The organism is Nitrosomonas sp. PY1 (genome assembly GCF_022836435.1).
GTDB lineage: Bacteria > Pseudomonadota > Gammaproteobacteria > Burkholderiales > Nitrosomonadaceae > Nitrosomonas.
In genome coordinates, this window is record NZ_BQXC01000004.1 from 1 (window position 1) to 26,708 (window position 26,708).

The window sequence follows — 26,708 nt, forward strand, 5'->3', positions numbered from 1 at the left end:
GTCGTTTGTTTAAACTCACCCTATAACGGGAGATTTCTATATACTGAGACGCAGGCGAAGAAGGATAGCAAGATATGTTTTTGTATGACAAAAACTAGCTGTCAGGCCAGCTATCTTGCCAGGGGAGAATTGCACTCTCCCCTTGGAACCCCATCGCCAGCGGCTTATTTTGCCGCCTTGGGACAACGTCCCAAACCCTTCCCCCGGTGTCGTCGGGGGGCACGACCAAAGGGCGCATCGCTGCCCCTTGGAACCCAAGACCAAAAAGGAGATTTCACTCTCCCTTTTGGAAAACCCATCGGTAGCAAGAACAGGGCGCGATCATGGCCAGACCGAAGAAACAACCAGCCGAGCGAAAATCAGCTCCCATGTCTATTCGTTTCAGCGTTCCAGAACGTATGCTCATTGAGCAACATGCTCGCGATGCTGGTCTTGGCAGTGCGTCTGAATATGTCCGCCAGCAAGCCTTGCATGGCCAGATTATCATTCGCCAGAGCCAATCCCTTGATCCTGCCGTTTTTGATCAGCTTCGTCGTATCGGCGTAAACCTGAACCAGCTAACACGTATCGCCCATACAGAAGGAGAAATCCCTCCGGAGCTGAATCGTCTTTGTAATGAAATCGAGGCATTCCTGATCAAAGAAATATCCGGATATGGTAGCGCCAAAGATAGCTAGTAAAGGCACCAGTTTTAAAGGGGCGGGGCAGTATTATCTGCACGATAAAAATGCGTCTACGAGCAACCGCGTAGCATTTATCTACACCGAAAACCTGGCAACCAATAATCCGGACATGGCTCTCAAGATGATGGCCTATACCGCAATGCACCAAGGCGATCTGAAAGCACAAAGCGGGCAGGTTAAAACCGGTCGAAAAGTCGCCGCTTGCGTTTATTCTTACAGTCTTTCCTGGGACATCGATCAAGACCCTCCAAAAGAAGAAATGATTGATGCCGCCCGTGAGACCTTAAAGGTCTTAGGCCTGCAACACCATGAAGCGCTGTTTATTGCGCATAATGATACAAACCATCCGCACATTCATGTCATCGTAAACCGGATTCATCCTGAAACCGGCATTGTCAACACGCACTCAAACGACCAGCTCAAACTGTCTAAATGGGCAGAAGCTTATGAGAAAAAGGAAGGGAAAATCCGTTGTCCGCAGCGTGTTGACAATAATGAAAAGCGCCGCCAGGGACAGTTCGTAAAATACAGGAAAAACCAGAACTATAAAGAGGCCCAGCAGTCCCGTAAAGCGCAGCAAAAACAAGCTCAGGGTCAGCGGGAAATAGAGCAAGACACCATTTTCCCTGACATAAAAGACCAAAAGCTTGCACTTTATATGGAAAAAGAAGCCCGTATAGCATTTCACTGTCAGCAGGTTGGTGAACGCAACCAGTCAAAATGGACTGAACTTTATCACCGGCAGCGAGAAGAAGAACAAAAATTACAAGAAACAAAGGAAACTGTTTATGCCCGTTTTAAACACTGGCTCAAGACGCGGGATGCTAATAAGGAGCGTAGTTTTCTGGCCGGTGTGATCAGCGCCATTTTGGGCCATACCAGTATGTACAAACAGCTTATGGCCAGGCATAAGAACGAGCGTAAGGCCTTAGCCAGAGAAAATGCAGAGCAAAATCAAAAAATCAGCAACGAAGAAAACCGGCTTTATAAAGCAGAATTAGACCAGCTTGACCGCCTGCATAAACAGCAACAGCAACCTCTAAAGCAAGCGTATGCTGGGCAAAGTCAAGATCAAAGCCGATCAGACGAAAAAACCAAGGCGGATCAGCAGCCTAGTCAGACACTTAGTGAAGAATTTAAGAAACAAGCCGAGGGTCGTAGAAAGAAACGACGAGAGCGAGATGAACGCAGCCGTGGCAAAGATCACGGGCGGGAGCGGGATTAATTAACCCGGTGTTAATTTCTCTTTTATACAATCTAGAATATAAGTGTTATGAAAATTATATAAGTTGAGGATATAAAGATGAAAGGTAAATATGGCGGCCCTATGACCGTAGATGATTTATATCAGAGGCTTTATCAGGATCGACAGTTCTTTGAACAACACGGCATTATGCATGTTAAAGCCACTTATCTTTATTTCACACCCTGCGATGAAAATGGGCAGCCGGTAATTATCGGCGATAAAACGGGTAACCCCCTGGATGGTTATGTGAGTTCAGGTGGTTATGATTGTGCTGCTGAATCCTATGATCAGATGTTCCTGGAGCCGCAGCCTTTTAGCCGGACGAATTTTACGCCCAAGTAAGAAAGACAAGTGGCTTGATCCTGATACGAGCTTAAGGATTGTGTGTATCATAGGGAATTGACTATTGATAAAGAATTTGTTATCCCTATCTATAAGGTAGAGTAAGTGACCAATTTTAGGAGATTTATCATGAAAAACACGTTTAACAATGTAAATTCTGGTGTTCTAAGTATTGTAAGCATTTCAAATCCAAATTCTTCGGTACTGCAAATACCTGGCCCAACACCTGTACCTCCTGTCTAATGTCGCACAATCCAAGGAGGAGCAGTGCCTTCTCCTTTTCCTTCTGCTCTACAGTGATTTTCATATATTTCATCCTTGATTTTCTGATGAATATGTCTATTACATAATAGATTATTAACTATTTTTTGCCCTTCTATTATTTTTGTAGAATTTCCACTTCGTATATAAACCCACGCAACTGTATCTGTATATTTTGCCAATTCTCTATATCTCCTTTTTTCAGAAGTCCTACTGAATATTCTTCGATATCATTGATCATACTCAAAGCCTCCTCTATATCTTCCGGAAATTTTCTTGTGGCTAAATGGTAGGCTCTATGTGTTTTTGCGTTTATTAGATGAGCCCGATTTTTTTCAGAAGGCTGTTCTGTTTCAAGAAGATTTGCGTAGAGCAAAGCACCATCGTTAAACCGCAAAGCCAAGGCGATGCCACTATTGAATGCTGGATTATTTGGCTTATTAAGAAACTCTCTGTAATATAAATAAAAAGCTTCGCTTAAGTACGTATATATTCTCGTTGTTATATCCATGCTGAAGGGCTTCATGTCGTGTTGTAGCTGTTTTTTTGTAGATTTGTAGACGAATATACCAGCTATACCCATTAGCACTAAAACGATGCTTAACACAGTTAATACGAAAATTGCCCCTGTATTTACTAGCCCCATGTCTTTGCTATAGTCTTTTTCCTGCTTACTTTGTTTGCTAATAAGGTTATTTAGATCGGTTTTTGTTTTATCCAGCTCGTCTTTGAGCTCTTTGAAACTTTGCTCAATATTCCCTTTATCTAGTGTTGGCTGTGTGTTTCCTGATCTGACATCATCTTCTAATATTTTTTTTAAATCGATTAAATCAGTAGTATTACGTTTATTTATAGGTAAGGTTTCTTTATATGCTGAAATAGCTTCAAGTGTTTTAGACCCGATTTTTCCATCAATTCCATTAGAGTCTCTATAACTTAAATCATATCCTTTCAAAGACAGTAGAAGCTGTATTTGTGAGACAGTATTTTCATCAGAGGCGTGGGCAGTTGATAATAATGATCCCAACGCCATTATGAAGAATAATTTAATTACTAATGCCGTAACATTTCTAATGTTTTCTGAACAGGGAATTTGTTTTTTTTCGGTATCATTATTATCAGACATGAATACGACCCCTCATTGTTTTCTCTAAGGCGATTCTCCCACTAACGCCATGATGTTTCAAATAGCTTCAATCGCGGCTCTGGTGGTGGGTCGTTCCGTGTTTCGATCGGGCTTGGATCAAGCGCAAGGATGCCAATAAGAACGGCGTTCCAACTACAGGGAATATATATCAGGCTAGGAGTGTTGCTAGAACTGATGTATACAATTCAGAAGAACTAAGGGGCTTTGCCCCTCGCGCCCGCAAGGGTGAAGGCTGCGCCCAGATAAAAAAACTTTTCCCCTGCCCTTTCGGTCATTCCTCGCGAAACAAAACTTTTTTCCTCTGCCCTTGCAGTTGCTACCCCCACGCTTCGCCAGCGGGTCAAGGTTGCATGCAGCAACCCTCGACCACTAAAAGCAGATGAAGGAGGTTCTAAAATGGTAGATAAAAAGGACGTTTACAGCAGAATTACAGATAAAATTATTGCCGATCTTGAACAAGGCGTTAGACCCTGGATGAAGCCATGGAGCGCCGAACATGCCGCCGGAAAAATTACAAGACCATTGCGTTATAATGGCCAGCCCTATTCAGGGATTAATATTTTAAATCTTTGGATGGATGCAACGGAAAAAGGATTTTCTGCGCCTATCTGGATGACATTTAAACAAGCCAAAGAATTAGGCGGTAATGTCAGAAAGGGCGAACATGGGTCATTGTCAGTTTACGCAAACACCTTTAAAAAAACAGAGCTGGATACGAGCACAGGCGAAGAAGTGGAACGCGATATTCCTTTTATGAAAGGTTATACCGTGTTTAATGTCGATCAAATCGAAGGCTTGCCAGATCAGTATTACGCACTGGCCAAAGCGCCAGATACCACACCGGAAGAGCGTATTGCCACCATTGAAGAATTCTTTGCCGGTACAGGGGCAGAGATTAAGCACGGCGGAAACAAGGCTTATTATTCGGTAGCTTCCGATCATATCCAAATGCCGCCATTTGAGGCGTTTGAGAGTCGTGAAGGGTATTATGCGACACTTGCCCATGAAACAACCCACTGGACGCGCCACCCTACCCGCCTGGAGCGTGATTTTGGCCGTAAGCGTTGGGGAGATGAAGGTTATGCGATGGAAGAGCTTGTTGCAGAACTTGGAGCCGCGTTTCTGGCTGCTGACCTTGATATTACGCCAGAAGTACGCGAAGACCATGCCGCTTATATTCAAAGCTGGCTTAAGGTGTTGAAGGAAGACAAAAAAGCAATTTTTACGGCAGCCGCACACGCTCAAAGAGCTGCTGAGTTATTGCATAGCTTGCAATCCGATCAAGAGCTTGAAGTAAAAGCCGCAAATGAGCACACTATGAATAGCGCTCAACCAGAACCAGCTTAAGGCCAACACATGAATTTAGAGCAATGGGAAATTACGCCGGAGACAATTACACACACTGGAAAGCCAGCTTTTAAAGCAAGCTGGCTTTCCGGCGAACCACCAGAGCTTGAAAATATAAAAGGCCTGTTCTGGTATGACGAAGACACCGGAAACGAAGATGACAGACTTTTGATTTTCGATTTTGAGTGGAAGAACGGAGTGCCGGAACAGGCCTTATTTGAAGAATTAATGAAAAAAGCAGGAAGCGCCCTGGATAACTGGATTTCAGAACGTTTCTAATAGAAACATTTTGTAGATATTATAGCTGCCAGCGGCAGCGCCCTTGAACAGGCCGCGACGCTCCGCGTCGCGCCATATAAATTCATTGATAACCGCTCGCCGCCTGCTTATGCAGACGGCGAGCGGTTTAAGCCACTTCCAGGGGGGGATTTCCCCCCCCCCCGCTGCGCGTTGTGCTTCCGGAACAAAAGGAAAAATCCAGGGCGGCAAAGCCCTTATGGTCGTGGATACAAAATTATCTTTTCCGGCATAATCCGGCAATTATTCCGGTGGACATTCCGGCATAATCGGGTATATATTCAGGTGTAATGAAAACCGACACCATCCAAATTACGCCTGAATTACTGGCCTTACTGTCTGAAATAGACGAGTTTAAGGGTGCTTGGCGTGCCCTTGGCACTTTGGCACCGGATCGGCTGAAAGCCCTGCGCCGCATTGCCACGATTGAAAGCATCGGCTCTTCAACGCGCATTGAGGGTAACAAGCTCAGTGACCGCGAAATTGAGCGACTGCTTGGCAAGCTGGAAATCAAGAAATTCGAGACACGCGACGAGCAGGAAGTTGCTGGCTATGCCGAGGCCATGGAAACGATTTTCCAGGCCTGGCAGGATATTCCCATCACCGAAAACCATATTAAGCAGCTTCACCGCGACCTTCTGCGCTACAGTGAGAAGGATGAGCGGCATCGCGGCGAATATAAAATCCTGCGCAATGACGTGGGCGCTTTTGACGCAGACGGAAAAATGATTGGTATCGTGTTCGAGACGGCTACGCCGTTCGATACGCCGCGCCGGATGACAGAACTTGTCACCTGGCTGCGCGATGCCCGCGAGCTGAAACGCATTCACCCCTTGCTGATGATTGCCGTGTTTGTTGTGGTGTTCCTGGAAATCCACCCCTTCCAGGACGGTAATGGCCGCCTGAGCCGCGTTCTCACGACCTTGCTCTTGTTGCAGGCCGGATATGCCTATGTGCCGTATTCGTCACTTGAAAGCGTGATTGAAAACAGCAAGGAAGGGTATTATCTCGCCTTGCGTCAGACCCAAGGCACCATCCGTACCGAGGCCCCGAATTGGCAACCCTGGCTTATGTTTTTCATGCGGGCTTTGCAGCAACAAAAGCGCCGCCTGGCCGCGAAAGTGGAGCGCGAAAAGAATGCCCTAGCCGCCCTGCCCGAACTGGCCGTAAAAATCCTGGATTATGTGCGTGACCATGGCCGCGTCACAACCCGCGACATGGTGCGCGAGACAGGCGCAAGCCCGAACACATTGAAGGCAACTTTTGGCTCACTGGTGGAAAAAGGCCTGCTTGTCCGGTACGGCGGCGGGCGATCCACATGGTACAGCCAGCCATGATTAAAACGAGAGGAAAAAACGAACAATGACAAGCCTTCTGGAACAACTGCCTAAAATCGTCGCTGACGGAAAACGCGAAGCTGAGCGCATCATGGAGCGACTGGAAAGCAGTTATAAGATTGGCTTGCAGACCCGCGAACTGGTGATTCCGTCGCGTGACACCAATTGGCAGGACATGTTTGTGAAAGCAGACCGTAGCAGCCACGACTTGAATCCGGCAGAGATGAACCGGCTTATCTATGGCGATAACCTTCTGGCTATGGCTGCTCTTCTTGCGGGCAATGACGAGACGCCTTCCATGCGCGGTAAGGTGGACTTGATCTATATCGATCCGCCATTCGACAGCAAGGCGGATTACCGCACAAAAATTACCTTACCAGGGGGTGAGATTGAGCAGAAGCCAACAGCAATCGAACAATTCGCCTATTCAGACACATGGCAAAATGGAACAGTATCGTATTTGGCGATGTTAGTTCCTAGATTATGTCTTATGAGGGAAATGCTATCAAATAGCGGGACAATTTACATTCATATTGATTGGCATGTAGGCCATTACGCGAAAATTGCGATGGATGAAATTTTCGGGCGAGACAATTTTCTTAATGAAATAGTATGGCAGCGCACTTTCTCGAAGGGGGCATCTATTAAGTTTGGTCAGATACATGACAATATTCTGATTTTTACAAAGAGTGATTCTTACACGTTTAATCCGCAATATAAGCCGCATTCTGAAAGTTATAAAAAATCTCACTACGGACAAACTGATTCAAACGGTCGTCGTTTTCGTCTAGTGACTTTGAGTGGCGCAGGGCCAGGCCAGGCGAGAAGATTTGGAGATAGTATGATTGATCCTCCTCCAGGTCGCCATTGGGCATGGAGCCAAGAACGAATTAACCGTGGGCTAGAGGAAGGTAAGATCGTATTTACTTCATCTGGTCAGCCAAACATAAAACAGTATTTGGACGAAATGGAAGGTAGTCCAATCCTTTCCATTTGGGATGACATACCGCCGGTGAACCCCGCATCCAAGGAATTGATTGGATACAACACTCAAAAGCCGACCGCATTATTGGAAAGAATAATAGGTGCATCGTCTCCTGTAGGTGGAATTGTTGCTGATTTCTTTTCTGGTTCTGGAACAACAGCAGCCGTTGCAGAAAAGCTAGGGCGCAAATGGATAGCGACAGACCTTGGTAAGCCTGCTTGTATGATTACTCGCAAGCGTATGATCGATCAAAATGCAAAGCCATTCCTTTATCAGCACGTGGGTGACTATCAGGTAGAAATGGCTCGTAGCACCATGGGTCGCAGATTCCGTATTGGCGATTTGTCTGAAATCGTGCTTGGCCTCTTTGGCGCGTTGCCCCTACCAGCCGAAGAAAATCCAAACCGCAACATGGCGCGCATTCCGCACACGCGAAATCTTGTGCTGGCTGATAGCCCGAACAAACTCACCGGCCTGACCACGCTGAGACGTGCTATAGAAATCCGCGATAACCTCATGGGCGGATGGGATAAGGTGATAGTGCTTGGCTGGAATTTTGATTCCAATATCGGTCACGATATTCAAGCTCTCAACCAGGGCGACAAGCTGGAAGTGCTTGTTATCCCCCCTGACCTTCTCGACCGGCTGAAGAAAAAAGGCGGTAAACTGAAGGCCGAAGAAGTGCGCTTTTCATCGTTGCAATACGTCAAAATTAAACCGATTGAGCGCAAGCGTAACGGGGATAAAGAAGCTCTGACCGTGAGCATAGATAACTATGTTCTGCTATCACCAGATGCTTTAAATATGGACGACACCAACCGCCAAAAACTGCAAAAAATAGTAAACTCTGATCCTATGGCGTTGATTGAGTATTGGAGTGTTGACCCTGATTATGACGGTCATGTGTTCCGCTCTATCTGGCAGGATTATCGCGGCAATACCGAGAACGACGATGACCCCTATCGCGTTGTCACCATCGCTAGCCTGACCGATTTGCCGGTCAAAGACGGCCCGCGCCGTGTCTGTATTCGCGTGGTGGACGTATTCGGCTTTGAAGCCGAAGCGATTGCGGAGGTGGCATAATGGCGAGCATCAATGACCTTACTCTAGCCTGTAAGCTGACCGACCGTGTTGCCGAGGCTTGTATCGGTCTGGAATCCGGCAGTGCCCCTATTCTTGACCAAGTTAGCCCGACCACGGCCGAGCTGCTGAAATGGTGGTTTCAGGAAGACTTCAAAGACACCCGCAATTTCAATTTCCATGACGGACAGCGCTCTGGCATCTTGAATGTCATCTATGCCCATGAAGTTTTAGGCATGACGACACTGAAAGGCCTTTATCAAGAAATCGCCCCCGAAGTGCTGATTGTAAGTGATCAGGCCGCGCAGATTATCGGCGCGGGGAAAAACGATTATCCGAAATACTGCTTGAAAATGGCGACCGGAACCGGCAAGACATGGGTGTTGCAAACACTTATGGTGTGGCAGATTTTAAACGCCAACCGCACCCCGGAAAATGGCCGCTATACCAGAAATTTCCTTATCGTGACACCTGGCCTTATCGTCTATGACCGCTTGCGCGACGCCTTTGAAGGTAAGGAGCGTGACGGTAAACGCGATTTTGCCACATCAGACCTGGCAAGCTATCAGGAGCTATTCATTCCACCGACCTATCGCGACGAAATTTTCCGTTTCGTGCAAGGCACCGTTTGTCCAAAAGAAGAGATTGGCCGGAAAGTAACATCCGGCGGCATGATAGCCATCAGTAATTGGCATATCTTGAGCGAAGAAGCCGAGGACGAGGCTGAAGAAGAAATTGCCGCGCCAGGTGATCGGGCTGATCCGGCAGCCGTGGTGCAAAGCCTCTTGCCGTTGACACCTGGCACCAGTCAGGGCAATGACTTGAATGTTTTGAATCGTCGCTATGAGCGAGGCGGCATCCTCAATTATCTGCGCGAATTACAAAGTCTTATGGTGTTCAATGATGAGGCCCACCACATTCACGAATTCAAGCGTGAAGGTGAGGTTTCAGAAGTGGAATGGCAAAAGAGCCTGACCGCAATCGCTGAACCGAAGGCCGAGCGATTTTTCCAGGTAGATTTTTCCGCTACCCCCTACAACGAAGTCGGCACGGGTAAGAAGGCGAAGAAAACCTACTTTCCACATATCGTGGTGGATTTCGACCTGAAGGCAGCCATGAAGCAAGGGCTTGTGAAATCCCTTGTCCTGGATCGACGCAGCGAAATAGGGGCATTGTCCGATGAAGAGTTGGAATTCAAAGCCTATCGTGACGAGAACGGCAACCCGCAGCTTGCTGAAGGACAGCGCGTTATGTTGCGTGCCGGACTCACTAAGCTGCGCAAGCTAGAGCGAGACTTTGCCAATATCGATCCCACTCGCCACCCCAAAATGCTTGTTGTGTGCGAAGATACAACCGTCACCCCGCTGATTGCTGACTTCCTTCATTTAGAAGGCTTCAGCGAAGATGAGATTTTGCGTGTGGATTCCAATCGCAAGGGTGAGCTGCGCCCTGATGAATGGAGAGTATTGCGAGAGCGTCTTTTCGACGTTGACCGCCATGCCAATCCCCGCGTCATTATCAGCGTATTGATGTTGCGCGAGGGCTTCGACGTGAACAACATTTGCGTTATTGTGCCGTTGCGCGCATCGAGTGCTGGCATTCTACTAGAGCAGACTATTGGCCGAGGCCTTCGCCTTATGTGGCGAGGAGCCGATTATGACGACATTAAAAGCGATAACCGTCGCCTGATACGAACCGGCAAGACGCCAGCCAGCATGATCGATATTCTGTCGATTGTGGAGCACCCTGCCTTCATTGATTTCTATGAAGAGCTGATGAGCGAAGGCCTTGTTGGTGAAATGGACGACGAAGATGACGCCAATACATCTTCGACTGGCGACCTTATCGCCGTGCCGCTCAGACCTGGCTTTGAAGAATATGACTTTGCTATTCCTTTCATCCTTCGCGAGAAAGAAGAAGAGATACAAACACGTGCCATCGATACCGAGAAGCTGGAATCGTTAGAAACCTTCGGTTTTGAACAGCTAAAAGCTATGATCGGAAAGGGTGAAAAATTCCATTCGCTTGACGTGCAGGAACGCACCCGCTTTGGGGATTATCGCGTTAATGGCGGCGTAATGACCGCGACTGGCTATAATGATTATCTAGGCCGGATAGTTCGGCGCATCACAGAAGCCTTGAGCCAGCCACTCACAGATAGTTCGACCAAGTTCAAGAAGGTGACGGAATTCCCGCATGTGCAAATCAACCGCGCCCAATTGGCGAACGGCATTGACCAGTATATTCGCACTCGCCTTTTCGGCCAGGAGATAGACCCCTTCGCCGATGAGAATTGGCGAATTCTATTGATTGACCACGTGACCGAACACGTCATGCGCGTATGGGCGCGGCAGCTTCTTGAGGCTGAAGAAACGGCCACGGCCGCCGATGCGGAAGTCACGCACCGGCTCTTGTCAGAAGTACCGAAGCTCACTATGCGAGAAAGCTCTTCCCTGGCCGTAGAAAAGAGCATCTATTTGCGGCTGCCATATCCTTCCCGCAGCGGCGGGCTTGAACGGGCATTCATCGAAACGGCCGACCGCGATGGGTTGGTTGACGCTTTCTGTAAATTGAATGAGCAAAAGCACATTTACACCCGTTTGCGTTATATCAAGGAAGACGGCTTACCGGCCTTCTATCACCCCGACTTTCTGGTGAAATGCAGCGACAGTATCTATCTAGTGGAAACCAAGGCACAGGGCCAGATAAACACTCCAAACGTCAAGCGCAAGAAGCGCGCCGCCGTGGCCTGGTGTGACAAGATCAACACCTTGGCCCCCGAGCAGCGCAGCAATGCCGAATGGCACTATGTCCTCTTGGGCGAGGACGTTTTCTATGAGTGGCGCGACAAGGGCGCTTCCATTCGCGACATGCTGGACTATGCCAAGCTGCGACCCGTTGATGAACGGATGCAGGCGACTTTTACGTTTTAAGGAGGGACAGCTAATGGAAACCAACAAAACAAAATCAATATCCCTTGCTGAAGCCCTAGCTTTGCCAAATGGTGCGCGTTTTTATCGCTGCGCTCTTCAGGTAAACCCTTTTGCCTATCATGGCAGACACTGCAAACAAAGCGGCTTTCAGACGGAAGCTGATTATAACGCCGCCATCATTGCCGCCTGTAAGGAACTTGAGATTGAAGCGATAGCCGTCACTGACCATTATCGTGTCAGCGACTCATGGGGCCTCATTCGTGCCGCCCGCACCGCCGGCATTTTTGCTTTCGGAGGCTTCGAAGCCGCATCTAGGGATGGGGTGCATTTCCTGTGCCTCTATGACCCAGACAAAGACGAGAGTCTTGAGAGATTTATAGGACAGCAGGGCGTTCATAACACCAACATGGCTTCACCGAACAGCGATAAGGATTGCATCGATCTTCTCAAATGCGTTCGTGAACAGGGCGGCATTGCCATAGCTGCGCACGTCTGCGCCGATAACGGCCTGCTGGCGACTCTCGAAGGGCAGCCACGTATGAACGCCTGGAAATCTCACGATCTTTACGCTTGTGCTCTGCCAGGATCTATCGAAGATGCCCCACAAGGGTGCAAGGTAATTCTGAAAAACACTGATCCCAACCACAAGCGCGAGCGACTTGTTGCCGTCATCAATGCAGCCGATGTGAATTCGCACGCTGACTTGGCCCTGCCGCGCTCATCTTGCCACATAAAGATGACTTCCCTTTCAGTCGAGGGTTTGCGCCAGGCCTTCTTAGACCCCTCTTCCCGCATCCGGTTAAGCCAAGCCGAAGTGGCGGAGCTTCATACCGAATTCGTCGCCATGTCGTGGGAAGGCGGATTTTTGGATGGAACCCGCTTGCACTTCAACGGTAATCTGAATGTCCTAATCGGCGGTCGAGGCACCGGAAAATCCACGGTCATCGAAAGCCTGCGCTATGTCCTGGCGCTTGACCCGCTTGGCGAAGAGGCTGGCAAAGCCCATCAGGGCGTCGTGCGCCAGGTGTTGAAACCTGGCACAAAGGTATCCCTGCTCGTTCGCGCCCACCATCCGGCCAAGCACGATTACACCATTGAGCGGACGGTTCCCAACCCTCCTGTCATCAAAGACGAGGCAGGGAACGTGCTGAATCTGTCGCCTCGCGACGTTGTGCCAGGCGTCGAGGTTTTCGGCCAGCACGAGATTTCTGAGCTGACCAAGAGCCGTGAAAAATTAACCCTTTTACTTGAACGATTCATCGAGCATGATCCGAACGCTGGCGCACGAAAATCCAAGCTGCGGCTTGATCTTGAGAAGTCCCGCGCCCGCATCGGCAGTCTGCAAAAAGAGATCAAGCAAGCCGACGAACGACTTGCTCTTTTGCCTGGGCTAGAAGAGACCCAGAAACGCTTTAAGGAAGCTGGGCTTGAGGAAAAACTGAAGGAAAAGAGCCTTTTGGTGCGTGAGGAACGCATCTTGACTGCCATGAAAGAACGCTTGGCCCCATTCACGGAAGCCCATAATGGGTTTCAGGAAATCCTGCCGGTCGATATGGCCTTCCTAGGCGACAAAGCTATGGAAGGCCTACTAAATGCCGGCCTTCTCTCTGAAGGGAATGCAATACTACAACGCTTCAGCACACAGATGCAGAATATCTCCGGCCAAATAGCGAAGGCTGTTGCTGATACCGACGCGGAAATAGCTGCGTTGCGCACTAGGTGGGATGAGAAGCGCCAAGTGGCCGAGACCACCTATCAGAGCAAATTGCGCGAGCTGCAAAAAGACAAAATCGACGGTGACGAATTCATCAAACTGCGCCGACAGATCGAAGAACTTCAGCCCCTGCGCGAACGTAAAGATATTCTTAACCGAGACCTTACGGCTAACCTCGCCGCAAGACGTGCCCTAATCGATGAATGGGAGAATCTTCAAGCAGAAGAATATCGTCGCTTGGAAAAGGCCGCGAAGAAGGTATCCAAGAAGCTGGGCGGCCGTGTCCGTGTCGAAGTCGCAATGGGCGGCAATCGGGAGCCGTTGGAGAAGCTGCTGCGTGATGAAATCGGCGGGAATCTTGCTGCCCTGCTCGAAAAGCTGCGCACCCGTGACAGCCTTTCTTTGCGCGAGCTGGGCCAAGCTTGCCGCGACGGCAAGGAGGCACTTATAGCAAGGTTCTTTGCACCGCCAGCGGCGGCTGAGCGCATTGTTCAGGCAGGCCCAGACTTCGCCATGCGTGTCGAAGAGCTAGAGCTGGCGGCTACCACCAAGATCGAGCTGAATACGGCCGCCGAAGGCGACCCCGAAAACTGGCAGACCCTTGAGGGCCTTTCGACCGGCCAGAAAGCCACGGCTGTCCTGCTGCTGCTGCTTCTGGAATCCGAGGCCCCCCTTGTCGTCGATCAGCCGGAAGACGATCTCGACAACCGCTTCATCACGGATGGTGTCGTGCCAACCATGAAAGATGAGAAGCGCAAGCGCCAGTTCGTGTTTTCCACACACAATGCCAACATACCCGTGCTGGGCGATGCGGAGCTGATTATCGGCCTATCGACCGGATCGCTCAATTCGACTGTCCAGGGGCGTGTCAACAGAGGCCACATGGGATCGATAGATCTTCAGCCGGTTCGTGAGATGGTGGAAGAAATCCTCGAAGGTGGCAGAACGGCGTTTGAAATGAGACGCCAGAAATACGGATTTTAGCCATGACCATGATCCGCACAGAACTACTCGAAATCATCAAAAACGGCGAAAACTCAGGCGTAGAATTCAAGCGCGACGATGTTACAAACATCAAGATTGCCAAGGAGCTTGTCGCGCTTTCCAATTTTTCCGGCGGCCTGTTGCTGCTTGGGGTTGAAGATGACGGAACGGTCAGCGGCATTACGCGAGAGGGATTGGAAGAGTGGGTTATGACGACGTGCCGCGATAAAATCAGGCCGGCGGTCATCCCCTTTTTCGAAGTTATAAAGGACGTTGAGCCTGAGAAAGACATTGCTGTTATCAAGGTATCGCGGGGAATGGACGTTCATACCCTGTGGCACGACAATAAAAATTTATATTACATCCGAGTTGGCAGTCAGAGTCGTGAGCCTTCCCCAGAAGAGCTGGCGCGTCTTTTCCAGCAAAGGGGAGCTGTTCGCTCCGAGCTGACCCCAATTGCAGGCGCAAAATTCCTCGACCTCGATATTCGACGCCTAAAAGATTATTTCATCCGTGTTCGTGGGCAGCTTGAACTTGTTCCAGCCGATGATGATGAAGAGGGTTGGAAAACATTGTTGACCAATACCGAATTTATGGGAGAAGACAGCATCAATGTTGCCGCCATCTTGCTTTTTGGCCGCCAACCGCAACGCTTCCTTCCCCAGGCATCAATCAATGCCGCTGCTTATCCTGGTAAGGAAAAGGACTATGCCGCCCATGAACGGGCGACCATCAAAGGCCCTCTTACGGCGCTGTTCTCTTCAGGAGGCGGAGATCGACCGCAAATCGTCGAGACAGGCCTGATCGAGCAGGCTATCGAATTCGTGGCGCGAAACACTGGTAAGACCGCCCGCATTAATGCGGGCGGTCAGCGAGAGGATATTCCGACATATCCGCCGGAAGTTATCCGTGAGGCTATCGTCAATGCCGTCATTCACAGGGATTACCGCCTGTCTGGCAGCGACATCGAGTTGACCATCTATGAAGACAGAATCGAGATTATTAGCCCTGGCAGGCTTCACAATGGAATTACGCCAGAAAGGATGCGCGCCGGTTGCCGTGCATCCCGTAATCAGCTCATCAGGGACACGATGAGCGACTACAAGTATATGGACAATTCAGGGCTAGGTATCCCCCGCAAGATTATTCCCTTGATGAAGCGTAATAACGGCACCGACCCTTCGCTTGCCGAGAGCGACGAGCGATTCACCGTGACCCTCTGGCGCGGTAAGCCAGGTCAAGGAGAGTCGGCAGTCCCATTCCTCGAAGGAGATCGAGTCAAACACGTTCTTTTCGGTCTCGGCACCGTCACAACCGATCCAACGGCGTCCTATGGTTCGAGCGAAGATTATCGCTCAGTCGTCTTCAAAGGCTGGGTCGTTACAGTCATCTTCGATAAGCCGGACGGGATTGAACGTAAGCTCATGGACAGCCACCTGACACTTGTCGAACGACCGTAAGCCAGATCGGCCTTAGGGTTTCAGCACCTCCCTGCCCCAAGCGTAACCACACAGCGGGGCATTGGCACGTTTATGGCCCGAAGCCGCCTGTCATTCAACCCCCGCCCGCTCCGTTCGCTTCGCTCCCGTGTAAGGGGCATGATTGTCAGCCTATTGGCTTCAGCCCTTTGAACCGTTGCCCCCGCAGTGGGGGTTACGCAAAAAGGAGCAGAAAAATGAATCAGAAAACCCTTACCAAAGCCGACCTGGCACACTTCACTGGCAGCGAACAATGGTATCGTCACGGCCTAGCGCGGAATGTCCTTTATACCGAAGGCGCGCAATACGTCGCCGAGCATGGCGGAGCCTACTGGCTGATTGATGAAATCGCTTTCGGTCAAGCTGAGTCTGCCGTCGCCGCTGAGGAATTCCAAGTTTGGCGCTTGGTCGTCAATACCGACCAGACCGCCACTCTCACCTGTGATGATGGTAACGACCGCGTGGTGTTCACCAAGCAGATCGAATATACCGACTTCCCGCTTCCCGAAATCCGCTTTTATTTCACCAACAGTATCATTCTTTTACCGAGCGAGTATTAGCTGCCGGAAGTTGCCGCCCAAGGCATTGCCTTAGGTGGCAACTCTCAATTTTAGATGTCCCGTTAAACGGTCGTTTAACGGGACACTACCGCCCTACCCTTTTTATCCCTCAAAACACCCATAAAACTGTTCCGTTTTGTTGTCTCATAAATCAATGTCCCTTAAACTTATCGAGTGCGCTAATAAATAGGACAATTATCAAATAAGACTTGCATTACCCATTCAAAACATATACAGTAATGTATATGAAACAAGATTCTATGGTACGCACACAGGTCTATCTATCCAAGGAACAAGAGCAAGCTCTCAAGTCCCTTGCCCTCACCTCTGGAACACGCCAAAGCGAGCTTATTCGTGAGGCGGTTGATTTACTGCTGTCAGAAAAAAACGCCTTGCAAGGCCAGTGGAAGCAAGCCTTGCATGACATGAAAGGCATGTGGTCGGATGATGAAAACGCTGAGCAGCGTATGCAAGCCATTCGCGAGGAGTTTGATCGTTAGGAATGGCACATTACCTTATAGATACCTGCATCTTAATTGATTTTTTCCGCGGCAATGAAAAGGCTGCGCAGTTCTTGGAAGGATTGGAGACCCCTCCTTTCCTATCAGCCCTCACCGTTGCTGAACTATATGCAGGTGTTCGAGAAGGCAAGGAACGCACCTTGCTTGATAATCTGGTGCAGCATTTTCCTGTGATCCCTTTAAATGATGAAGCCGCCATTAAAGGCGGCCTATATCGGCGGCAGTATGGAAAAAGCCACGGTGTTGGCATTGTTGACGCGCTACTTGCTTCTTCTGCTGAATGCAAAAACCTTGTCCTTGCCACATGTAATGTAAAACATTTTCCCATGATGGAGAGTGTGTATTGTCCTTATTAAGCAAAGAAGAAACAGGCGCACTCTACGGTTATGCGCGAGTCAGTACAGGCGATCAAGACTTGGCCTTGCAGCTTGATGCCTTAAAAAATGAAGGCTGTAATGATAAGAATATCTTTACCGATAAAATTTCTGGCGCAACATCGCAGCGCGTTGGCCTTGATGCCTGCCTATCCCAATTAAAAAAAGGAGATACCCTCCTCGTCTGGAGACTGGATCGGCTTGGTCGTTCCATGCCTCATTTGGTAAGCCTCGTTGAAGAATTGCGGCAGCGCGGTATCGGGTTTCGTTCTATCTGTGACGGTGCTATTGATACCACCACAGCAAGTGGTGAACTGGTATTCAACATCTTCTCATCCCTCGCCCAGTTTGAACGGCGGCTTATTCAGGAGCGCACACGCGCAGGGCTTGAAGCTGCCAGAGCCAGAGGAAAAACAGGTGGCCGCAGGCCATTAGACCCTAATAATCCCCGTGTAAAAATGGCCAAAACTTTGCATGAAGATAAAGGACTGGATGTGAAAGAAATCTGCAAACAAATGCAGATTTCACGCAGTACGTTCTATAGATTGGTAAATGTAAAGGATGCTGCGAAGATTCAGCCGTAAATGTACGTTAGGCGGTTAATCCAATAAGAGCCGTCTCAGAAAACGGAAAATGAAGCACGCTAAGCCCGGTTTGCTATCCGCATCCGCATGACCCGCGCTGCTGCTGGATTGGCGGGCACTTCACCGAACCAAACGAACAGAACACGCAGCAGTCGCCCGGATTGGGGCGCAGCAGCGCCCTGCAATGGCTGCACTCGTAGTAGAACTGGCAAGCATCCGTAGGCATGGTTTCTTGCTTGGCAAAGCCGCAGTGCGGGCAGGTCAGAACGGACTCAAGAACAATGTCACTCATCATCGCGACTTCTGCATGGTGGACGGGTAGCCCGCGTTTGTTGTTGCCTTGGTCAGTGCCTCCGGCTGAGTCTTGTCGGAGTCATAGGTGACTGTGGCCGTTTTCTTGTCGAAATCGACTTTGACGGTATCCACGCCAGACACTTTTTCAAGCGACTTCTTGACCGTGATCGGGCATAGCTCGCACGTCATGTTTTTCACATCGAGCGTGACGGTTTTTGGGGTGGCGGCCAGCGCTGCTAGGGGCAAGGCAACGAGGGCAGCAATTATCAGTAGTTTGCGCATGGAATTTCCTTTCAGTAGAACAACGGGGCCAGCCATGGTACGGCCAACAGTCCGAGCAACAGGGCGGCAACAACCCAGAATGTGAGTCGTTGCCGTTTGAGCGTGCTTGGATCGGCGCAGGGCGTACCGGGTGCGCAGACTTGCGGCACCAGGTAAAGCTTGCGGAAGGCTAGTCCGAGAAACAGAAGCATCAAGCCAATGAAGATGGGCCGGTACGGCTCCATCGCCGTCAGGCTGCCAACCCATGAGCCGCCGATGCCGAGTACCAGCAGCATGAGCGGGCCGACACAGCACACCGATGCGCCGATAGCGGCCAGTACGCTCGCGATTAACGAGCCTTTTCCGGTGAGTTGTGCCATGCCTATTTTCCTTGAATTTATTTGCCCAAGTGTTACTCTATATCCCGTACCTAAGTACGGAATCAAGGAGAATTTGATGGCGGCAGAACTGACTATCGGCAAGCTAGCGGAAGCTGCCGGGGTGAACATAGAAACAATCCGCTACTACCAGCGGCGCGGACTGCTGGAGGAGCCAGTGAAGCCGCCGTATGGTCATAGGCGCTACTCAGCGAACGAGGCTAAGCGTGTGCGTTTCATCAAACGAGCGCAGGCTCTAGGGTTCACATTGGCCGAAGTTGGCGGTTTGCTGACGCTGGATGAGGCATGCGCCTGTACGGAGACGCGAGCGCTGGCCGCTCGCAAGCTGGGATTGATCGAACAGAAGATTTCCGATCTTACCGCCATGCGGCAGGTGCTGGGCGGATTGGTGCAACAGTGCGATGCAGGTGACGGCGGAGCGGATTGCCCGATCATTAATGTGCTGGCCGGGGAATAGTTTCCGGTTTGGCTACGGCTTCAATCTGACAGGTTCACCCCTAGCGTACTTTATTCTCCGTTTTCTGAGGGAGCTCCCCCAATAAGACCTGTCACTTCACACCAAAATGGCTCCCTTCTAGCACTTTGGAATATGTTTTCCTTCTCAAGGAATAAAAATTCTATTATCCGAACTGAGAATTAAGTTGATTGTATGCCCTGCCCTACTCTCTGTTTTTTTATTTTGTGCGTAAGCTGCCGCAGTTGGCAAAGCTTTAATCTCCTCCCCCGCATTTCTATCAGCAAATCCATCCGGCCATTTAAGATAAATGCACCATATTGACGATGTACATCAAAGGTGAATATCTATATTCTGCTATTAAAATAACATGGTGTTTTAATATTAAAATATCAGAAAACTGTGATATTTAACGATTATGCTATCGTAATATTATAATTCTATGATATTCGAGTGTTATGATAATGGGGTATTGAGCTATTGGAATAGTGTGATATTGTGTTATCTAAATAATGAAATATTAAGGAGTTCACAATGAAGATTTGGACGATCACTAACCAGAAGGGCGGGGCAGGTAAAACCGTGCTTGCAACAAATCTTGCCGTAGAAGGAAGCAGAGCTGGTTTAAAGACACTTTTAATCGACCTTGATCCACAGCAATCGGCCACAAAATGGTGGGAAGCACGGGACGCTGAAACACCTTTGCTAATTAAGTGCCTGTATAACCAGCTCATAGATAACTTGAATTCTGCGCAGCAACAAGGCTTTGAACTGGTTATTATCGACACAGCGGGAAGGGAAGGTCTGAAACACATAGAAGCAATTGAGAGAGCGACTTTTGCTATCATTCCATGTCAACCCTCTCTTGATGATTGCCGCAGTGCGTTGCCAACAGTAGATATTATCAAGAATACCAAAACTCCCTTTGCCTTCATCATTACTCGTTGTCCTTCAAGTGGTGACGATTTACAAGAAGCAAGAAATAGCCTTTCAACTATTGGTCTTGTCTGCAATACACCAACGATGGAGCGTAAATGCTACAAGCGTGCTTATGCAGAGAATCTTAGCGTTTGCGAGTACGACGCTAATGATAAAGGGGCAGGGGAGATAAAAGCCATTTTCGACTGGATACATAGCAAAGAGAGCCGCTTGGAAAACACGCAATTAACGAGAGCAGTGGGGTAGGGCATGGCTAAAAGAAAAGCATCGTTAGGACTTGGCGCAGTTTTCGAAGAAAAAGAAGAAAACGAAATCATTGAGGTTGCTCCGCCTGTGCAATTAAAACCGACAGCAAGCAGGGCAAGTACAGCAACGACTAAAAAGAAACAATCAATACCAATTTACGTTGACCCGCTTTTACATGAGGCCTTGCATGTTTTGGTATTCTCAGAACGGCACAAGAAAACAAGTTTTCAAACATTATTTATAGAAGCGCTTGATCTTCTTTTAGAGCAACGTGGCTTGCCTTCAGTTGCAGAGCTTTCTAGTGGCGAGAAAACTATAAATCTATAATATTAAGATATTGCAGCATTATAATATCTTAATATTAATGTCATGTAACTTTATGACATAAAACGTATTTGTACTTTCTTTTTTTCGAGAGCTTATGAGATGACAGAACGAAAAAATCCAGAGAAGAAGCCACCAAAAGAACCAATAAAAAGCGTTCAATTTGATCTGTTCTCGCAATTTGTAGCTAACGATAAAAGTGAAGTTTCAAACACAGTGGAATATTGGGAGAGCATCCCGAAATATTTTCTGACGCCTAAGCAAATAACCAAACTAAGAACAATTGACGGGCTGGCAAAGCCTTACGAATGGGATTACACCGTTAAAAATATGGAAGGGCGTGTATTACCTTGTAAATCGGAAATACAGCCTGCTTTGATCAAACAAGAAGACGGAAACTATAAGGCTTTTTTCCCCACGAAGGCGGAAGAAACAATAGAGGAAGTTCTAAAAAAGATATTCACAGACCAACAATATGGAATACATGATCCGCAAAATTTAGAAAGCTGGGTGAAGTTTAGCTATAGCATGATCAGACGCGAGCTTTATCGTATGAACTGCGGGCGCACTTATGAAGAGATAAAACTCAGTTTAGAGATAATGAGCAAATGTATTTTGACAGTATGGGAAGGGAAGAAGGAAGTATATACAGGGGCAATTTTGCAAAACTATTGTAGAGTTGATCGTGAAAAATATTTAGAAGATACGGATGCGTTACATGTTGCTCAGCTTCCTGTTTTTCTTTCCCACGCGCTTAATACCTTGCAATATCGACAATACAATTATTTGCGCTTTATGGATTTCAAGGAACAATTGACGCGCTATCTATATAAAAAGCTTATTAATCGTTTTATCCAGGCCAGTTACATGACTGAATATTCTTTTATGTATTCAGATATAAAACAAGCAAGTGGCTTATTGCAGCAAGAAAGAGAAAGAGACAACAGAATTAAGGTGACATCGGCCTTTGAAGAATTACAGGAAAAGGGCGTAATTCTTAGCTGTGAAGTAGATGAGCGTAAAGAAGGACGCACGATAGTAGAAGTAAAATATACGGTTAAGGCTGCGCCTGATTTTATCAAAGAACAAAAGGCCGCGAACAAACGCGCCACCGATGCAGAAAGACAAGCCCTGAATTCAGGCATGCTTCTTGTGGATAAGTAAAGCTAAGGTAGGCAGGATAACCCGCGCTTAGTAGGCAGCATAACCCGCGCATGTAGGCAGCATAACCCGCGTTAAGTAGGCAGCATAACCCGCGCTTAGTAAAACTCTCTGTATTTTGATCATTCAAAAAGACTTCTAATACCTATTAAGTAGGCAGGATAACCCGCACATAAAACAAAAAGTAGGCAGGATAACCCGCGCATGTAGGCAGGGTAACCCGCGCTTAAGACAAAAAGTAGGCAGGGTAACCCGCGCATAAGGTCAGAGTAGGCAGGATAACCCGCACTTGGATCAAAAATAAATCTGTAATTATTTGATTTTGATAAATTTTATTTCTATCTGAGAATCCCTATTCTTTTCTTCTTTTAATCATATTATATATATTAGTCTTACTTGATCATGGCTGTGGAAATGTGGATAACACAATTCCTATGATTTTAAAGATACCTACCTATTAAGATCGCTTACGCTCACAATTTTTAGGGACTTATCCCTCTTGGCCTGTGCCCAATTCACCCACCAGAATATTCCCCAATAATAAAACATGGTTTTTCAATAATTAGCAAAAATCTAAAAACCAAAAACGTTCAGCAAAAAATAAAGTAGGGTTAAGCGATTATGATTGGCCATTCCTAGCAAATTCAAATAAACAAACATCGCAAAAAAACGCACTTCTGGTAAAAGGGCAGGGAAAATTTTTTTTATGTACATATGACAGGATCAGCAAAATGCTCTCCAAAATGGGCGAATGGACAGTGCCGAGATAAAATAAAGCAAACTATGATCTTGGATAGGCAGATAAGCGACACAAAAGGCCGCTGAAGCCCATAAAACTGTTTTTAGATGGTTGAGCGGCACAAAAAATTTTCAGCGCGTTACAGAACAGAATATAAGGGGAAAAATAGTGTGCGGGAGGGGCTTTCTGCAAGCTGATCTATAAATCAAAATGATGAAACAAAGAAAACGATATTAAGGCCGAAACGCCGGTTGGATTTTCTTTATTTTAGATTGCGCTTGTATTTCCTGTATGCAACGTGCTTTCTGCTTGCGTTCTTCAATTTTGCGTTGACGATCATTGTCGATTAAAACGGTCAAGAGCATTAACCAAAATAAGCTAAAAACCGGATTATTGGATGATTCATTGTTAAATACGGGTTTCAGTGAGTACATTTTCTCTGCTCCTCTTTTCAGAACCCGACCTGTCCGGGCCTTTCTGACCGCCACAAGAGGTACTCAGCACTAAAACGCACCTTCTCAGGCCGTAACGCAGAGGAGGAGCTTCCGCTTGCGGTTTAAACGTGCATGAGTGCTAAAAGTGGCATTTAAGAAGGAGCGGCGAGGGCAGGGGGCTAAAAAACAGAGAAAAACAGGCAGAAATTACACCTGGTTCTCAAAAAACCATCAATGACGCCATCGGTTTTTTTAAGACATGATCTGATAATCTAGAACCTATGGGATATTGCAGGAATGCAGCGCTGCTGGCACCGCAACGTCCACACAATAAAAATCAGGCGAGCCAAACAAGGTTTATCGAGTAATACACAGACCTTCCATCAAATAGCGTTTTTCCACCCTTTACGCTTATTAATCACGTCTCGCGCCTTATTCAAGGCTTGTGCTTTTTCCTTCGTCCCGCCCCGATCAGGATGAGCGGACATTATTGCGCGGCGATATGCCTTTTTGAAGTTTTTTTGCGTAAAATCTTCCTGTAATCCCAGCAATATCAACGCTTCAGTGTAGGCATCGGTTGTGTTTTGTCGATGTTGTCTTTGTTGCTGCTGTTGTTGTTGACGGTTCGCTTCTTCCCGCTTTTTACGTGTCTCTTCCTCACGGCGCCGGTTCTCAGCGTCTTCTTTCCTGGTCTGTTCTTCGTCTTTTCGCTGCGTTTCTTTTTCTTTATATGGCGGCGCTTCTTCTTCCGGTCGAGAGTTTTTTCTGCTGAATAAGGCCTTTATTCGCCGGATAGACCAGAACCAAATCCATTTCATTCCTTTCGCAAACCGAGGTCGCAACCAGTCTGCGCCGTCCATGATTTTTTTGAATAACCATAGACATATCGTAAAAACAATCTTTAAAATATCGACAAAAAAATAGACCGCGCAACAATAAATCAAGTATAGGATAAGAAGGCCACCAAAAATATCCATATACCCTTACACAGTAATTGAACAACATGCGGATATCGTTATTCCAGCTCTTTTATTTATCAGTCCCAAGCGCCATCATCATTGTTTTTATCTTTGGCCGATGTCCTGACAACATCAGTTCTTACCCATTCTATTGCTTCACGGACTTCACGAAGTGAGTTATGGCACGGCCATTCCAGGCGGTTGACTAAAATAACCTGTTCAGCCCCGCCTTTGCCAAACCAGCCAAAAAGGCAATGGGTTTTTTCAAATGTTCCTGCGCCTTTTTCTCCTTTTTGCTGCCGGTTATTCCGTTCAAAATCTGTATCTGGATGCCTGTCCACCGTGATATGCTTTAGCTGTGATAACGGTCGTTCTAATTCCAGGCTGCCGTTAACAAAAACACGAAATTCATTGCGGCCATAATCCAGCTCAATGTCTCTTTTTTTCTCCCTTCTGAGAGGGCCGGATTCTTTCGCCCAGATTCCCATTGCAGGCAAGCCGCAGAAAAGAATGATTAAACCTAATCCTGGATGGTAATTCCTACTGATAAGGATCAATCCAACAAAGGCACCTAATAGTGCAAATAAGACAAAGAATCGCTCCAAACCTGTCATAGATTCTAGATTGCTAAAGGCAATGGTGTATATTTTACCGCTTGGGTCATCACGCTCATAAACATGCACACTAGGAAAGTCTGCCGGTGAGCTGATTATTCGTCCTTTATCCATTATGTTCGCAATGTCCTGAAGGCGTCATGTTTATCGTAATAGGCTCTTTGTAAAATCATCGGTCTGGCCCCGGCTCGTATGATCAATTGCCGTAGCTGCGGATCAGAACGGCCAAAAACCAGAGAGACCTCATCAGGTTCCATGACCGGGGTCGTTCGCGGGGCATAGCTTTCTCCTGTGGCTGCTGCACTTCGTGCTCCTGGTGTAACATCGGATTTTGAGAGCTGCTCTATTGTGGTTGATCCAAGCCGCCTTGAAACCCATTCAAGTGTGGTCAGATCGTTATTACCAAAAAACTGGAGGACTCCCGCATTGCCCATGAAGGTTTCCCATCTATCCTTATAGAGCGCTTTGAGTTGCCCTAAATCCTGCAAAATTGGCCATAGCTTTACGCCAAATCCTGCGATTTGTCCTGCCGCGTCCTCAATCTCTCGCATGTGGCCAAGGGCTGCAAATTCATCCAGGACAAATAATACCGGACATCCAGCGGATGGTGTACCAGGTGTTCTTTCCATGGCTTGCAAGGCCAGATTTATAAATAACCGCAGCCACCTGCCGCACGTTCCAATATGGCGGCCAGGCAAACATAGATAAACGCTCATGGCCTCATTTTTTAAACCCGCCAGATCAAAGCTTTTTCCTTGCAATGAGGTTTCAATTTCTGGAAAATGAAACGCTTTCAAATGTCTTCTGGCTGTTGAAAGCACGGAACCTCTTTCTCGTTCCGGTCTATCAAAAAAATCCGCTGCGGCACGTTTTACTGCATTCTCCGTACTTTGTTTCATAAATTCCTCAAGCGCTTCCATGCCGCCCCAATCATCTTCTTCCTCGTTGCCGCCGGACAGTTCTTTTGCCGCTTCAATATCTCCCTGTGCGATCAGATTGCACACAGTAACCAGGTTTTTTCGGGCAGCAAATCGTGTGGCGGTTACGACTTCAAGAATTACGCCCTCAATCAATGTCTTGGCGCTATCATCCCAATGCGGGTCATTTCCTGATTGAATAACAAGGGCATCAGTAATGAGCGCCGCGTCTTCGATCATCGAAGCCTGAGTCATGTTCTTCAAGGGGTTAAATCCACTATAGAATTCTTGGGGTAGTTTTCCCCTGGTTGTATTAAACGGGTCAATGACGCAGATTTTCTGGGTTTTCGCCCGTTGTTTTGCCGTGGCCAGTGCCAATTCTCCTTTTGGATCAATTGCCAGGACTGAACCCTTATAACGCAACATATTGGGGATGATTGCAGAGCGTCCTTTTCCTGCACGGCTGCCTGCGATGGTTATTACATGACGATCATCTTTGATGCCGATTTCAATACCGCCCTGGGCATATCTTTCGTCGTTTTCATCCAGTTTTATATTCGCGTTGATAACACCCAGAAAAAGTTTGTCAGATGTGAATTGCAGGTGCGGATTTTCCGTGATCTTTTCGGGTCTGGCAAATTCAGAGGCAGGGGCAGCCATTTGCTGTGCCGTCATACCAGGGATTCCCCGCTTTATATGTTTGAAGATATCGTTCATTGCCAACTCCATCCCTCATTTTTATAAGATGTAATCTTACGCTAACCTGAACTTTTGTTGCCGATCTGCCACATTGTCTGCTCGCAGGGTCAGCGGCTTTGAAACACAAAGTTAGCGAAGGCGCGGAAAGAGCAAACTTCATCGTTGCTTTGGTTATTTGGTTCCGTGCTGCATCAAGTTTTTGCTTTCCTTATCTTCGATCCGGCTGAGCCTGCTGTGATACGAGCGTGTTCATTTTGCTGTGCATATAACGGGTGCATTTAAACAAACGACACCAAAGTCCCATAGGATTTTTTTCAACACCACAGCTGACGTGGCTTTGAACCAAATCAGAGCTTCCCAATTTTAGTCCGATTTCCAGTCCGGATTTTTGGGAAC

28 protein-coding genes are annotated in these 26,708 nt (G+C 47.8%); 18 read left to right on the forward strand and 10 right to left on the reverse strand.

Annotation, left to right across the window (positions count from 1 at the left end):
- The first annotated feature begins 323 nt into the window (after positions 1 to 323).
- From mobC to W03_RS13205, 3 genes are all read left to right on the forward strand, one after another.
- Positions 324 to 677, forward strand: a complete 354-nt coding sequence (mobC, locus tag W03_RS13195) for a plasmid mobilization relaxosome protein MobC (protein ID WP_244073846.1) — start codon at positions 324 to 326, stop codon at positions 675 to 677.
- The gene (locus W03_RS13200; protein WP_244073847.1) at positions 655 to 1,908 is read left to right on the forward strand and encodes a relaxase/mobilization nuclease domain-containing protein; all 1,254 of its coding nucleotides are present in this window, start codon (positions 655 to 657) and stop codon (positions 1,906 to 1,908) included. The genes mobC and W03_RS13200 overlap by 23 nt, the downstream gene beginning before the upstream one ends.
- Before the next feature lie 78 nt (positions 1,909 to 1,986).
- Positions 1,987 to 2,271 carry a hypothetical protein gene (locus W03_RS13205; protein ID WP_244073848.1) on the forward strand — a complete coding sequence of 95 codons (285 nt, stop codon included), beginning with the start codon at positions 1,987 to 1,989 and terminating at the stop codon, positions 2,269 to 2,271.
- Between the two features lie 379 nt (positions 2,272 to 2,650).
- On the opposite strand, the gene W03_RS13210 is transcribed toward W03_RS13205, so the two are convergent.
- The gene (locus W03_RS13210; protein ID WP_244073849.1) at positions 2,651 to 3,658 is read right to left on the reverse strand and encodes a hypothetical protein; all 1,008 of its coding nucleotides are present in this window, start codon (positions 3,656 to 3,658) and stop codon (positions 2,651 to 2,653) included.
- A gap of 417 nt (positions 3,659 to 4,075) precedes the next feature.
- On the opposite strand from W03_RS13210, the gene W03_RS13215 reads away from it, so the two are divergent.
- Positions 4,076 to 5,026: an ArdC family protein gene (locus tag W03_RS13215; RefSeq protein ID WP_244073850.1), complete on the forward strand. Its 951-nt coding sequence runs from the start codon at positions 4,076 to 4,078 to the stop codon at positions 5,024 to 5,026.
- A gap of 9 nt (positions 5,027 to 5,035) precedes the next feature.
- Complete coding sequence (locus tag W03_RS13220; protein ID WP_244073851.1) at positions 5,036 to 5,305, forward strand: hypothetical protein; 270 nt, start codon at positions 5,036 to 5,038, stop codon at positions 5,303 to 5,305.
- Here the strand turns inward: W03_RS13220 and W03_RS13225 are convergent.
- Positions 5,291 to 5,515 (reverse strand): hypothetical protein, encoded by a 225-nt coding sequence (locus W03_RS13225; protein ID WP_244073852.1) that lies wholly within the window; start codon positions 5,513 to 5,515, stop codon positions 5,291 to 5,293. The two genes, W03_RS13220 and W03_RS13225, sit on opposite strands and share 15 nt — an antisense overlap.
- 98 nt (positions 5,516 to 5,613) lie before the next feature.
- On the opposite strand from W03_RS13225, the gene W03_RS13230 reads away from it, so the two are divergent.
- The 9 genes from W03_RS13230 (at position 5,614) to W03_RS13270 (ending at position 17,873) form a co-directional block, all read left to right on the forward strand.
- Positions 5,614 to 6,660: a Fic family protein gene (locus W03_RS13230; protein ID WP_244073853.1), complete on the forward strand. Its 1,047-nt coding sequence runs from the start codon at positions 5,614 to 5,616 to the stop codon at positions 6,658 to 6,660.
- Between the two features lie 25 nt (positions 6,661 to 6,685).
- A complete protein-coding gene (locus W03_RS13235) occupies positions 6,686 to 8,728 on the forward strand; it encodes a site-specific DNA-methyltransferase (protein WP_244073854.1) in 2,043 nt (680 codons plus the stop codon).
- Positions 8,728 to 11,658: a DEAD/DEAH box helicase gene (locus W03_RS13240; protein ID WP_244073855.1), complete on the forward strand. Its 2,931-nt coding sequence runs from the start codon at positions 8,728 to 8,730 to the stop codon at positions 11,656 to 11,658. Before W03_RS13235 ends, W03_RS13240 begins: the two co-directional genes overlap by 1 nt.
- A 13-nt stretch (positions 11,659 to 11,671) precedes the next feature.
- On the forward strand, positions 11,672 to 14,356 hold the full coding sequence (locus tag W03_RS13245) for a TrlF family AAA-like ATPase (RefSeq protein WP_244073856.1): 2,685 nt from the start codon (positions 11,672 to 11,674) through the stop codon (positions 14,354 to 14,356).
- Between the two features lie 2 nt (positions 14,357 to 14,358).
- Positions 14,359 to 15,816, forward strand: coding sequence for an ATP-binding protein (locus W03_RS13250; RefSeq protein WP_244073857.1), 1,458 nt, complete (start codon positions 14,359 to 14,361; stop codon positions 15,814 to 15,816).
- Between the two features lie 215 nt (positions 15,817 to 16,031).
- Positions 16,032 to 16,394, forward strand: coding sequence for a DUF6876 family protein (locus W03_RS13255; protein WP_244073858.1), 363 nt, complete (start codon positions 16,032 to 16,034; stop codon positions 16,392 to 16,394).
- Positions 16,395 to 16,654: 260 nt separating this feature from the next.
- A complete protein-coding gene (locus W03_RS13260) occupies positions 16,655 to 16,894 on the forward strand; it encodes a ribbon-helix-helix domain-containing protein (RefSeq protein WP_244073859.1) in 240 nt (79 codons plus the stop codon).
- A gap of 2 nt (positions 16,895 to 16,896) precedes the next feature.
- Positions 16,897 to 17,271 carry a type II toxin-antitoxin system VapC family toxin gene (locus tag W03_RS13265; RefSeq protein ID WP_090288080.1) on the forward strand — a complete coding sequence of 125 codons (375 nt, stop codon included), beginning with the start codon at positions 16,897 to 16,899 and terminating at the stop codon, positions 17,269 to 17,271.
- Positions 17,259 to 17,873: a recombinase family protein gene (locus tag W03_RS13270; protein WP_244073860.1), complete on the forward strand. Its 615-nt coding sequence runs from the start codon at positions 17,259 to 17,261 to the stop codon at positions 17,871 to 17,873. Before W03_RS13265 ends, W03_RS13270 begins: the two co-directional genes overlap by 13 nt.
- A gap of 73 nt (positions 17,874 to 17,946) precedes the next feature.
- On the opposite strand, the gene W03_RS13440 is transcribed toward W03_RS13270, so the two are convergent.
- From W03_RS13440 to W03_RS13285, 3 genes are read right to left on the reverse strand one after another with little or no spacing between them, the layout of a single operon-like run.
- Positions 17,947 to 18,165 (reverse strand): GDCCVxC domain-containing (seleno)protein, encoded by a 219-nt coding sequence (locus W03_RS13440; protein WP_279600107.1) that lies wholly within the window; start codon positions 18,163 to 18,165, stop codon positions 17,947 to 17,949.
- Complete coding sequence (merP, locus tag W03_RS13280; protein ID WP_244073862.1) at positions 18,165 to 18,449, reverse strand: mercury resistance system periplasmic binding protein MerP; 285 nt, start codon at positions 18,447 to 18,449, stop codon at positions 18,165 to 18,167. Before merP ends, W03_RS13440 begins: the two co-directional genes overlap by 1 nt.
- An 11-nt stretch (positions 18,450 to 18,460) precedes the next feature.
- Positions 18,461 to 18,814: a mercuric transporter MerT family protein gene (locus tag W03_RS13285; protein ID WP_309296121.1), complete on the reverse strand. Its 354-nt coding sequence runs from the start codon at positions 18,812 to 18,814 to the stop codon at positions 18,461 to 18,463.
- Between the two features lie 70 nt (positions 18,815 to 18,884).
- Between W03_RS13285 and merR the strand changes: the two genes are divergently transcribed.
- The 4 genes from merR to W03_RS13305 all read left to right on the forward strand — a co-directional run bounded on the left by merR (position 18,885) and on the right by W03_RS13305 (position 21,953).
- Entirely contained in the window at positions 18,885 to 19,283 is a 399-nt protein-coding gene (gene merR, locus W03_RS13290; protein ID WP_309296119.1) for an Hg(II)-responsive transcriptional regulator, read from the forward strand.
- A 531-nt stretch (positions 19,284 to 19,814) separates the two neighbouring features.
- A complete protein-coding gene (locus W03_RS13295) occupies positions 19,815 to 20,465 on the forward strand; it encodes an AAA family ATPase (protein WP_244073865.1) in 651 nt (216 codons plus the stop codon).
- Between the two features lie 3 nt (positions 20,466 to 20,468).
- The gene (locus W03_RS13300) at positions 20,469 to 20,792 is read left to right on the forward strand and encodes a hypothetical protein (protein WP_244073866.1); all 324 of its coding nucleotides are present in this window, start codon (positions 20,469 to 20,471) and stop codon (positions 20,790 to 20,792) included.
- A gap of 99 nt (positions 20,793 to 20,891) precedes the next feature.
- Positions 20,892 to 21,953, forward strand: coding sequence for a hypothetical protein (locus tag W03_RS13305; RefSeq protein WP_244073867.1), 1,062 nt, complete (start codon positions 20,892 to 20,894; stop codon positions 21,951 to 21,953).
- Positions 21,954 to 22,922: 969 nt separating this feature from the next.
- On the opposite strand, the gene W03_RS13310 is transcribed toward W03_RS13305, so the two are convergent.
- The 5 genes from W03_RS13310 to W03_RS13330 all read right to left on the reverse strand — a co-directional run.
- Positions 22,923 to 23,123, reverse strand: coding sequence for a hypothetical protein (locus W03_RS13310; protein WP_244073868.1), 201 nt, complete (start codon positions 23,121 to 23,123; stop codon positions 22,923 to 22,925).
- A gap of 383 nt (positions 23,124 to 23,506) precedes the next feature.
- Complete coding sequence (locus W03_RS13315; protein WP_244073869.1) at positions 23,507 to 23,983, reverse strand: DnaJ family molecular chaperone; 477 nt, start codon at positions 23,981 to 23,983, stop codon at positions 23,507 to 23,509.
- Between the two features lie 176 nt (positions 23,984 to 24,159).
- Positions 24,160 to 24,810 carry a hypothetical protein gene (locus W03_RS13320; protein ID WP_244073870.1) on the reverse strand — a complete coding sequence of 217 codons (651 nt, stop codon included), beginning with the start codon at positions 24,808 to 24,810 and terminating at the stop codon, positions 24,160 to 24,162.
- Positions 24,810 to 26,273, reverse strand: coding sequence for a type IV secretory system conjugative DNA transfer family protein (locus W03_RS13325; RefSeq protein WP_244073871.1), 1,464 nt, complete (start codon positions 26,271 to 26,273; stop codon positions 24,810 to 24,812). The genes W03_RS13320 and W03_RS13325 overlap by 1 nt, the downstream gene beginning before the upstream one ends.
- Positions 26,274 to 26,520: 247 nt before the next feature.
- Positions 26,521 to 26,708 (reverse strand): hypothetical protein (locus W03_RS13330; RefSeq protein ID WP_244073872.1); only part of this gene is annotated, 188 nt, incomplete at its 5' end.

Excerpts from the sequence above, each read along its gene's own strand:
- merR (WP_309296119.1), top strand. The coding sequence starts at position 18,885 with ATGGCGGCAGAACTGACTATCGGCAAGCTAGCGGAAGCTGCCGGGGTG.
- W03_RS13220 (WP_244073851.1), top strand. The coding sequence starts at position 5,036 with ATGAATTTAGAGCAATGGGAAATTACGCCGGAGACAATTACACACACT.
- W03_RS13260 (WP_244073859.1), top strand. The coding sequence starts at position 16,655 with ATGGTACGCACACAGGTCTATCTATCCAAGGAACAAGAGCAAGCTCTC.
- W03_RS13255 (WP_244073858.1), top strand. The coding sequence starts at position 16,032 with ATGAATCAGAAAACCCTTACCAAAGCCGACCTGGCACACTTCACTGGC.
- W03_RS13210 (WP_244073849.1), bottom strand. The coding sequence starts at position 3,658 with ATGTCTGATAATAATGATACCGAAAAAAAACAAATTCCCTGTTCAGAA.
- W03_RS13245 (WP_244073856.1), top strand. The coding sequence starts at position 11,672 with ATGGAAACCAACAAAACAAAATCAATATCCCTTGCTGAAGCCCTAGCT.
- merP (WP_244073862.1), bottom strand. The coding sequence starts at position 18,449 with ATGCGCAAACTACTGATAATTGCTGCCCTCGTTGCCTTGCCCCTAGCA.
- W03_RS13200 (WP_244073847.1), top strand. The coding sequence starts at position 655 with ATGGTAGCGCCAAAGATAGCTAGTAAAGGCACCAGTTTTAAAGGGGCG.
- W03_RS13250 (WP_244073857.1), top strand. The coding sequence starts at position 14,359 with ATGACCATGATCCGCACAGAACTACTCGAAATCATCAAAAACGGCGAA.
- W03_RS13295 (WP_244073865.1), top strand. The coding sequence starts at position 19,815 with ATGAAGATTTGGACGATCACTAACCAGAAGGGCGGGGCAGGTAAAACC.
- W03_RS13315 (WP_244073869.1), bottom strand. The coding sequence starts at position 23,983 with ATGGACGGCGCAGACTGGTTGCGACCTCGGTTTGCGAAAGGAATGAAA.
- W03_RS13265 (WP_090288080.1), top strand. The coding sequence starts at position 16,897 with ATGGCACATTACCTTATAGATACCTGCATCTTAATTGATTTTTTCCGC.
- W03_RS13310 (WP_244073868.1), bottom strand. The coding sequence starts at position 23,123 with ATGTACTCACTGAAACCCGTATTTAACAATGAATCATCCAATAATCCG.
- W03_RS13215 (WP_244073850.1), top strand. The coding sequence starts at position 4,076 with ATGGTAGATAAAAAGGACGTTTACAGCAGAATTACAGATAAAATTATT.
- W03_RS13230 (WP_244073853.1), top strand. The coding sequence starts at position 5,614 with ATGAAAACCGACACCATCCAAATTACGCCTGAATTACTGGCCTTACTG.
- mobC (WP_244073846.1), top strand. The coding sequence starts at position 324 with ATGGCCAGACCGAAGAAACAACCAGCCGAGCGAAAATCAGCTCCCATG.
- W03_RS13240 (WP_244073855.1), top strand. The coding sequence starts at position 8,728 with ATGGCGAGCATCAATGACCTTACTCTAGCCTGTAAGCTGACCGACCGT.
- W03_RS13440 (WP_279600107.1), bottom strand. The coding sequence starts at position 18,165 with ATGAGTGACATTGTTCTTGAGTCCGTTCTGACCTGCCCGCACTGCGGC.
- W03_RS13325 (WP_244073871.1), bottom strand. The coding sequence starts at position 26,273 with ATGGCTGCCCCTGCCTCTGAATTTGCCAGACCCGAAAAGATCACGGAA.
- W03_RS13305 (WP_244073867.1), top strand. The coding sequence starts at position 20,892 with ATGACAGAACGAAAAAATCCAGAGAAGAAGCCACCAAAAGAACCAATA.
- W03_RS13205 (WP_244073848.1), top strand. The coding sequence starts at position 1,987 with ATGAAAGGTAAATATGGCGGCCCTATGACCGTAGATGATTTATATCAG.
- W03_RS13235 (WP_244073854.1), top strand. The coding sequence starts at position 6,686 with ATGACAAGCCTTCTGGAACAACTGCCTAAAATCGTCGCTGACGGAAAA.
- W03_RS13320 (WP_244073870.1), bottom strand. The coding sequence starts at position 24,810 with ATGGATAAAGGACGAATAATCAGCTCACCGGCAGACTTTCCTAGTGTG.
- W03_RS13300 (WP_244073866.1), top strand. The coding sequence starts at position 20,469 with ATGGCTAAAAGAAAAGCATCGTTAGGACTTGGCGCAGTTTTCGAAGAA.